The 8,577-nt window shown below is 44.8% G+C and carries 9 protein-coding genes; all 9 read right to left on the bottom strand.

All coding sequences use genetic code 11. The features are described 5' to 3' along the window. The coding region (locus tag V7L97_RS06160) for a secretin N-terminal domain-containing protein (RefSeq protein ID WP_333654251.1) at window positions 1-1,412 on the bottom strand (1,412 nt) is incomplete at its 3' end. Continuing rightward, entirely contained in the window at window positions 1,409-1,900 is a 492-nt protein-coding gene (locus V7L97_RS06155) for a pilus assembly protein PilP (protein ID WP_333654250.1), read from the bottom strand. The genes V7L97_RS06160 and V7L97_RS06155, both read right to left, overlap by 4 nt. Further along, the gene (locus tag V7L97_RS06150) at window positions 1,897-2,517 is read right to left on the bottom strand and encodes a type 4a pilus biogenesis protein PilO (RefSeq protein ID WP_333654248.1); all 621 of its coding nucleotides are present in this window, start codon (window positions 2,515-2,517) and stop codon (window positions 1,897-1,899) included. Before V7L97_RS06150 ends, V7L97_RS06155 begins: the two co-directional genes overlap by 4 nt. Before the next feature lie 6 nt (window positions 2,518-2,523). After that, window positions 2,524-3,066 carry a PilN domain-containing protein gene (locus V7L97_RS06145; protein WP_333654246.1) on the bottom strand — a complete coding sequence of 181 codons (543 nt, stop codon included), beginning with the start codon at window positions 3,064-3,066 and terminating at the stop codon, window positions 2,524-2,526. Continuing rightward, window positions 3,066-4,118 (bottom strand): type IV pilus assembly protein PilM, encoded by a 1,053-nt coding sequence (pilM, locus tag V7L97_RS06140; protein ID WP_333654245.1) that lies wholly within the window; start codon window positions 4,116-4,118, stop codon window positions 3,066-3,068. The genes V7L97_RS06145 and pilM overlap by 1 nt, the downstream gene beginning before the upstream one ends. Before the next feature lie 41 nt (window positions 4,119-4,159). After that, a complete protein-coding gene (gene aspS / locus V7L97_RS06135) occupies window positions 4,160-5,950 on the bottom strand; it encodes an aspartate--tRNA ligase (RefSeq protein ID WP_333654242.1) in 1,791 nt (596 codons plus the stop codon). Between the two features lie 62 nt (window positions 5,951-6,012). Beyond that, window positions 6,013-6,723 carry a pseudouridine synthase gene (locus V7L97_RS06130; RefSeq protein WP_333654239.1) on the bottom strand — a complete coding sequence of 237 codons (711 nt, stop codon included), beginning with the start codon at window positions 6,721-6,723 and terminating at the stop codon, window positions 6,013-6,015. After that, window positions 6,723-7,688, bottom strand: a complete 966-nt coding sequence (locus V7L97_RS06125) for a peptidylprolyl isomerase (protein ID WP_333654237.1) — start codon at window positions 7,686-7,688, stop codon at window positions 6,723-6,725. Before V7L97_RS06125 ends, V7L97_RS06130 begins: the two co-directional genes overlap by 1 nt. Window positions 7,689-7,737: 49 nt before the next feature. Further along, on the bottom strand, window positions 7,738-8,577 hold an 840-nt coding region (gene hypE, locus V7L97_RS06120; RefSeq protein ID WP_333654236.1), incomplete at its 5' end, for a hydrogenase expression/formation protein HypE.

The raw sequence follows: 8,577 nt of genomic DNA, 5'->3' as shown, positions 1-8,577 counted from the left end.
CCAAGGCTTTTTGAGAAGTTGGTATTCATCTCGACTATCCTTGACTCTATAAGAACCTGCGGGGTTTGTTTATCAAGGTCATTTATGAGCTTCTGGATCTCATTTAGGCTTGATGGAATGTCCTTGACTATCAATGAACGCGTCCTTGTATCAATACTAATATTGCCCCTCGGAGATAAAATCTTTCCTTTCTCTATCGAGTCTTTAACCTTTTCAACATTTGCATAGTTCACAGTAAATACCCTTGTCTCAATATCCTCTGCCTTGCCGAAAACCTCTTTTGTTTCAGCAACAGCCTTCTTCTCCTCCTGAAATGCCTTTAATGTCGCAATCCTTATGACATTACCCTCGATAACCTTCTCGAGGTTAAATGTCTTCAGCACGATATTCAGAGCCTGCTCCCACGGGACATTCATGAGCTTCATGGAGATCTTTCCCTTCACGTCTGGATGGATAACGATATTGTATCCGCTTACATCGCCCAGAAGTCTCAGGATCGGTACTATGTCGGCATCCTGAAAATCAAGAGAAACCAGATCAGAGTTTGGAGTTTGGAGTTTGGAGTTTGGGGCTTTCTGAATATCGTCTCTTTTTGCTAAATCAATTTTCCTATCTTTAAAAGCTATATCAACTATTATTTCATCCTCCATCGCAACCACTTCGGTATCGACTTTTCCCTCGATGCCCAGTATAAACCTTATATTCCCCTTTTTAGCCTTATACTTAAGGTCTTTAACAGGAGATGGTATGCTGGATGGTAGTGCTGCCTTCATCACCACACCAGGGATGTCTATCATGATCTTGCCGTCAAGCTCGAATACAGCCGGCTCCGGCATTGTACCATCGCCCTTTATGACCAGTTCAATACCAACATCGGTTTTATCAAATACCACTGCAGTGATCTCTTTTGCAGCATCGCCTGCCTTATCCGGCTTGCCTTCCTGCCGGGACATACCCTTATCCGTCCTCTTGTCTATAAGCTCCTGTTTTGCAGCATCGTTCTTCGATTCCACATAAAGTATGAGTGTATCTCCCTGTATCTCGGGTTTAATAATGGAAGGGCTCTGCAAAAGGATATCCAGACGTGATGTTACAACAGGGGTCTCTATTTGTGTCAATGATATTTCCGTTATGCCGGCCTGCCTGGAGTAAATCTTATCTCCAAATCTTCCAAGGCTTACCCCTTCTATATCCACGGTTGCCCTGAACGGGTCGGCAGGGCTGGATATCTTATACCTTATGGGGCCATTGATCTTGATTTTTACAGCATTATCCAGCAACTCGATATTTGTTATCTGACGAACACCTGAATCCTTTATCGCCTCTCTGGCATCAGCCATACCGCCAGCCAAAACAAAACCGCTTAAAGCAAGTAACGTAACGGTTGCAATGAATAACGTCTTTTTCATCATTCTTCCTCCCTGCGGAGTTTTAAGATGGTGTCCTTCGGGCTAAGGGCACCTCTATAATCCCTTACATGTTCTCTGATGATAACAGAATCCTTTGTTATCTTATACACCTTTCCTCCGTGCAGACCCAGTTTAACTCCTTCTCTGATTGTATATGATTTGCCGTCAGGCAGAGTAATGACTGCATAATATTTTGTCTTGTCCCATAATATGGCTATAAGCTTGAATTCAGAAACCTCATAGCTCTCTATAGGTATAAGACCTTTAGGTTTAGCCTCTGCCTTAACAACAAGCGGCATAAATGGGTCTCTCCTTGCACCTGCGGTATATTCAACCCCTACCCCTGTCTTCGTCTCCAGAGACTTTTTTGTTACATCCTCCTTCTTTGCAGCTTCGGGAGACATTTGTTTTTGCGGCAAGGCATGAGCAATAACAATCCCCCAAAATACAACAACCAGTACCGATAGTATTAATACAAGTCTCTTTTTCATTTCTTCTCTTTTGCGGCCTTTTCCAGTTCTTTCCTTTCTTTCTCAGGAATAAAAGAGTATGTCATTGCAGTAAAACTGACATTCAGTACCGCAGCCTTTTGTTTTTGATCTGCTGTCTTTATATTTATGTTGGAAATATTAACAACCCTGCTGAGTTTCGTGATATTGCTGAAGAATTGACCAAACCTGTGGTAATTACCCAGCATCTCCACCTCAACCGGGATTTCATATACTTCTTTACTCGGATGAACAACCTTGTCCTTCGGCTTCCATGAAACGATCTGGAGCCCTGATTTTATCCCGAGTTCTGAGACCTGCCTTAAAAGCCCTGATACCTCCTTCTCCTCAGGCAGTTGCATCTGCAGCTCGAAGAGCTTACTTCTCAATCTCTCGTTTTCGGCCATGAGTGTGGAAAGTTTTTCTGCACCTTTCTTAGCTGTCTGGATTTCATTATTCTGCTTCTCCACTTCAGTCACCAACTTCCCCCTCTCTTCAAAGGCAGGCATTATCAATAAAACAGCAAAGAGTACAATGATAATTAATGGAGGCAGCACAAGCAGCAGCTTTTTTCTCGCTGGAGGGAGAGTCTCTACATCAAAACCAAGCTTTAGTGCCATCGTATGCTATACCTTTACCTTAAAATTAAGTTTGAATCTATATACCTGAACCTTCTCAAACTCCACCTGTTTTAATTCCTCAAGATATACATCAGTAAAGTTTACCGACTTCTTTAAGTTTTCAACATAAGAAACAATGTCGATATTTGTGAAAGCATATCCTTCCAATCCCACACCGCTGTCCTTATATGTCATGGAAGCCAGCCAGATGCCTTTGGGCATAACCGTGCTCACATCATCGAGTATCCTTACAGGGACAGCCTGGTTCTTCCTGAGGGTCTCTATAAGGGCATTCCGCTGCTCGATCTCTTTATTCAGTTTCTCGTATTTTTTCACTTCATTTATCTTTTTGTTCAGTTCCGTCAATTTTGCTTTATTTGATTCGCTCTGCGCCTTGAGTTTCGATACGCTCGATTTAAACAAAAAGGTGACAAGTCCCATTACGATGAGTGCTGCGCCGCTGACAATAATGATTGCCACAAGAAAGCTCGCAGGACCCTTTACCCTCTTTTTTTTCTTCTTTTCAGCTAAAAGGTTTATCCTTATCATTATCTGTCTCCGACACGCCTCAGGGCAAGCCCGACAGCTATTGCAGCTATCGGCGCCGTTTCTTTTATATGAGTTGCATCGAGCTTTTCGGGTATTTTTATATTCTTGAACGGATCCGCAACCTCCACCTCGATGCCGAGCCTGTCCGTCATCGCTTCAGGGAAACCCTTTATGAGGGCAGCCCCTCCGCTCAGGATAATCTTATCTATATCCTCTTCTGCAACGCTGCTGCGGAAATATTCAAAAGACCTGTAGAGTTCAGTATATATCTCCTCGGAAGCAGAATTAATGACAAGCTGCACATCGGCTGGCAGAATGCCCTCTACAGAACGTCCCATTTTCAATCGCTCGGCGTCTTCTCTGGAAATTCCGAACTCCCTCTCCAATGCCTCTGTATGGTGATTGCTGCCCATGGCGCTGTCCCTTGTAAAAACAGGCAGTCCGTTCTGGAGAATGTTTATGTTTGTCGTGCTTGCACCGACATTGATCAGTGCAATATTTTTTCTTTCTTCTATACCGTAGTTGATTTCATACATGTTGCTGAGAGCAAAGGAGTCGACATCCACGATAACCGGCTCAAGCCCTGCCTGCGCAACAACATCGTGGTAATCTTTTATCAAAGCCTTTTTAACAGCTACAAGGACAACATCCATCTGCCCTTCTTCCTCTGCCTTGGGGCCGAGTATCTGGAAATCGATTTCCACATCGTTTATATCGAACGGCACATATTGTTCGGCCTCGTATTTTATCGAAGCGCCGAGTTCTTCTTCGGTCATAATCGGTATCGTTATCTTTTTTATGATCACAGAGGAATGACCGGAAACACTGATAACCGCATCGTTCCTTTTTATGCCGGCCTTTTTGAGCAATTCCTTGATAGAGGTGGTCAGTTTGGCCTTATCTGCAATCATCCTGTCGCCGATAACACCGGGCTGGATGGGAATCATGTCAAAAAGGGCAAGCTCATAGCCTGTCTTTGTATCATTGATCTGGACGGCTTTGATGTAAGCCGACCCGATATCGAGGCCTATGGGATTCTTCTTTTTAAACATATTTAGTTAATAATTACAGAAAAATACCGATTGTCAAGCATTTATAACGGGATATCCACCTTTATATTCAATTCCCTCAACTGTTTGAGCTCCACCGTCGATGGCGCACCGCTCATAAGACATACAGCCTTCTGGGTTTTCGGGAATGCTATAACATCCCTTATGGAATGTGCTCCAACCATCAACATCACCAGCCTGTCCAGACCGAGTGCAATACCGCCGTGTGGAGGCGCGCCGTATTCAAGGGCATCGAGGAGAAAACCGAATTTTAATCTTGCCTCGTCCTCCGATATCTTCAGTATCTCGAACATCTTCTTCTGCACGTCCCTTCTGTGAATACGGATGCTGCCGCCGCCTATCTCATAGCCGTTAAGCACGATGTCGTATGCCTTGGCCCTCAGGGTTCCGAGTTCGGAGTCAGGAGTCTGGAGTTCAGAAACATTCATCGAAAACATCTTTTCGATATCCTCATCTACTGGAGAAGTAAATGGATGGTGCATGGCTGTAAATCTGCCGCCTTCTTCGTCCCATTCCAGAAGCGGGTAATCCGTTACCCATAGGAATCTGAACCCATCCTTTATGAGGTTCAGTCTTTTGCCGAGTTCAAGCCTCATTCGGCTTAATACATCATGCACAACCTTCTCTTTGTCGGCAACGAACAGCATCAAATCACCTTCAGACGCCTCAAGCCTCTCTGCCATCTGCCTTAAGACCTCCTCGGGAAAGAACTTGGCGATAGGCGATTCAAAACCGTTCTTTACCTTTATCCATGCAAGTCCCTTTGCACCAAAGGATTGCGCCTCTTCGGTAAGCATATCTATTTCTTTTCGGGAAAGCCCTGCCATTCCTTTACCGTTAATCGCCTTTACCCTGCCTTTGGATTGCAGTGCATCTAAAAAGACCTTGAATGAACCCTTTGATGCAAGGTCTGCCATGTCCTTCAATTCAAGGCCGAATCTCAGATCAGGCTTGTCATTGCCAAACCTCTCCATGGAATCCTTAAAACTGAGCCTCTGAAATGGCACCTCTATCTCGGTGACTAAGATATCCTTGAAAAGCCTCTTAATCATACCCTCTATAACAGCTATGATATCCTCTTTATCAGCAAAGGACATCTCCATATCAACCTGGGTAAACTCCGGTTGTCTGTCGGCCCTCAGGTCTTCATCCCTGAAGCACTTTACTATCTGAAAATACCTTTCAAGCCCTGACACCATGAGGATCTGCTTAAAAAGCTGGGGCGACTGGGGAAGCGCATAGAAATGCCCGGGATTGAGCCTGCTCGGCACGAGGTAATCCCTTGCGCCTTCAGGAGTCGATTTTGTGAGCATTGGCGTCTCTATTTCGAGAAAACCCTTTTCATCGAGATAATCCCTTATAACCTTTGTAGCCCTGTGCCTGACAATCAGATTATTCTGCAGTTCAGGCCTCCTCAGGTCGAGGTACCTGTATTTCAGCCTCAAAGACTCGGATGCCTCTGCAGCCTCTTCCATGGGAAACGGCAACGGGGTTGATTCATTCAACACCTTCAGTTCTTTCGCATAAAGCTCGACCATGCCTGTCGGGAGATTCGGATTCTCTGTTCCTTCAGGCCTCTGTCTTATTTCCCCTGATACGGATATAACAAACTCGCCCCTTAAATCGTGGGCAAGCCCATGCGCCTCCTTTGAGACATCGGGGCTGAAGACAACCTGGACAATGCCGCTCCTGTCCCTCAGATCGACAAATATCAGGCCTCCGTGATCCCTCCTCCTGAATACCCATCCTGCAAGACTCATATTGGAGCCTATATCCGACTCCCTGATTTCGCCGCACCATTTATCGCGAATCATAAAACCCTCATAATTAAGTTAATGAGTCAATAAGTGAATGGGTGGATGAGTACCCCATTTACTCATTTACCCATTAACCTTTTAATTTCTTCTTGTGTCAGCCGTCTCATCTCTCCCGGCCTTAAATCACCAAGCTTTAAACTACCAATGGCTATTCTCCTCAGTTTAATCACAGGGTATCCGACCTTTTCCAGCATCCGTCTTACCTGTCTCTTCCTGCCTTCATATATTGTTATCTCAACCCACGAATTACTCTCCGACAGCCTTACCTTCTTCACTTTTGCCGGTGCTGTTAAACCATCCTCCAGCCTCACTCCACGCCTTAGCCTCTGCATTGCATCTTCATCAACAATTCCTTTCACCTTAATCACATACGTCTTTGGAATCTTTTTCGAGGGATGGAGTACGCAATGGGCAAAATCTCCGTCATTCGTTATCAACAAAAGCCCTTCAGAGTCGTAATCGAGCCTTCCCACAGGAAAGACCCTGTATTTTATCCCCTTCAGGAAATCCTTTATAGTCGGCCTTCCCTCAGGGTCTGAGAGTGATGTAACAACTCCAACAGGCTTATTGAACACTAAATATATCTTTGGCTCCGGCTTTACTAAAAGCCTTCCGTCAGCCTTTATGTGATCTTTTGCAGGGTCTGCCTTCATCCCGAGGGTTGCTATCTTCCCATTTACTGTTACCCTGCCTTCAATAATAAGCTCCTCTGCCTTCCTCCTCGATGCTATCCCCATCTGAGCGAGTATTTTTTGAATTCTCTGCTCCATTATATCTTTATTTCCACATATGCCCTTTCTCGCAATCCCTTAATCCAGTTTTTATACTCCCTGCTGAATTTCTCCTCCAGTAATCTCTGCCGTACCATCTCCCTCAATTCCTGAGGACTCTTAATTTCCCTTTTGTCATTAAGCCTGATAATATGGATGCCGTTTCCTCCCCAGAAGGGCTCGCTCACGTCGCCGGCCTTCATCTTTGAGAGGACATTCAGGAAATCATTTGACATGTCCGATTTTCTTATAAACCCGAGTTCGCCGCCGATGCTTGCGCTTGCATCTTCGGAATACTGCCTTGCCAGTTCCGCGAAGTTTTCTCCTGCCTTTATCTTTTTGTAGATATCCAATGCCTTTTCTTCGAGCCTTTTTATGTCGTCCCTTGACCCTTTAAGAAATATATGGCTTATATTAAAGCCTTCACTCTCTTTTTCCAGTTCTTTATGCCCTGCAATATATTTATCAATCTCTCCCTCTGTTACCAAAACCTTGCTTCTCACTTCCTGGTCTACAATACGGCTTATGGTTATCTGCTCTGAAAGCTTTTTTCTGTACTCGGCAAGGGTAAAGCCTTCTTTGCCGATAGCATCCTTGAATGCCTCATCCGTCATGGAGTATTTCTTCTTTATGTTTTCAATGGCCCTGTTCACATCCTCATCGCTTGCAGAAACACCTGCCTTTGCTGCCTCCTGAAGCTGGAGTCTCATATCGATCAGGCTTTCCAGAAACATCGACTCATTTTCTTTAAAAAATCTCCGCCTGTCCTCATCCTTCATTGCCTTTATCGCATCAGTCGCCTCGAATTCCATTGCCTTATAAAGGTCGCTCCATGTTATTACCTCTTTATTCACTATAGCCATGACCTTATCGAGCAGAATGGCACTGCTTGCAACAGTCGTATAGCCAAATACAGTAAGCAATAAGCAGTAAGCAGTAAACAGCAAACTATATTTTTTAATCATTTCAAACCTCCCTTTCTATCAATCCCTCATTTATGAGCTAACAGCTATTTTAGCATATTCTCGGCAGTTGTTCTCCAGCAAGCATGTCTATAATTCGGGTCCCGCCGATTGAGGTTTTAAGCAAAACCGTTCCATGAGTTCGTGGATCGCTGCCGACAACCTCGCCTATAATTGCTGCACCCCTTCCCATGGGATGTGACCTCATTTCCTGCACAAGAAGGTCGGCTACGTCAGGAGCTGCAATAGCTATAAGAATGCCTTCATTCGCAACATAAAGAGGGTCAATGCCAAGCAGTTCACATGCGCCTCTCACACCCGATGATATAGGCAGCAAATTTTCATAAATGGTGATGCAGAGCCCTGAATCACCGGCCATTTCTCTTAATGTAGTGGCAACGCCTCCCCTTGTCGGATCTCTCATCATACGTATTAGTCCAGAAGGGGGACATTTGTCCCCCTTCTGAAATCCTCCTGTAAAGGAAAGCATCAATTCTACAAGGCCATTTAATGGTGCTGTATCGCTCAGAACAGGCGGCTCAAAGGACAGCCCATTCCTCTCGGATAAAACAGCTATGCCGTGATTCCCTATAAGCCCGCTTACAATCACCTTGTCTCCTGCCTTGATATTCTTTGCTCCAAGTTCTATACCATCAGGGATAATTCCGATACCGCTTGTGTTGATGAATATACCGTCTCCTTTGCCTTTATCCACGACCTTTGTATCGCCTGCTACTATTTTTACATCGGCCTTTTTAGCGGCTTCTGCCATTGACGAGAGGATTATCTTTAAATTATCCAGCGAGAGTCCCTCTTCAAGGATAAATCCAACCGATAGATAAAGGGGTCTTGCACCGACCATAGAAAGGTCATTTACAGTCCCGTTTACTGC

The sequence above is a fragment of the Dissulfurispira sp. genome, assembly GCF_036745535.1.
Taxonomy (GTDB): domain Bacteria; phylum Nitrospirota; class Thermodesulfovibrionia; order Thermodesulfovibrionales; family Dissulfurispiraceae; genus Dissulfurispira.
This window is presented reverse-complemented; position numbering and strand designations above follow the sequence as displayed.

Coding starts and splice junctions, on each gene's coding strand:
- V7L97_RS06155 (WP_333654250.1), bottom strand. CDS start 1,900: ATGAAAAAGAGACTTGTATTAATACTATCGGTACTGGTTGTTGTATTT.
- V7L97_RS06150 (WP_333654248.1), bottom strand. CDS start 2,517: ATGGCACTAAAGCTTGGTTTTGATGTAGAGACTCTCCCTCCAGCGAGA.
- V7L97_RS06145 (WP_333654246.1), bottom strand. CDS start 3,066: ATGATAAGGATAAACCTTTTAGCTGAAAAGAAGAAAAAAAAGAGGGTA.
- pilM (WP_333654245.1), bottom strand. CDS start 4,118: ATGTTTAAAAAGAAGAATCCCATAGGCCTCGATATCGGGTCGGCTTAC.
- aspS (WP_333654242.1), bottom strand. CDS start 5,950: ATGATTCGCGATAAATGGTGCGGCGAAATCAGGGAGTCGGATATAGGC.
- V7L97_RS06130 (WP_333654239.1), bottom strand. CDS start 6,723: ATGGAGCAGAGAATTCAAAAAATACTCGCTCAGATGGGGATAGCATCG.
- V7L97_RS06125 (WP_333654237.1), bottom strand. CDS start 7,688: ATGATTAAAAAATATAGTTTGCTGTTTACTGCTTACTGCTTATTGCTT.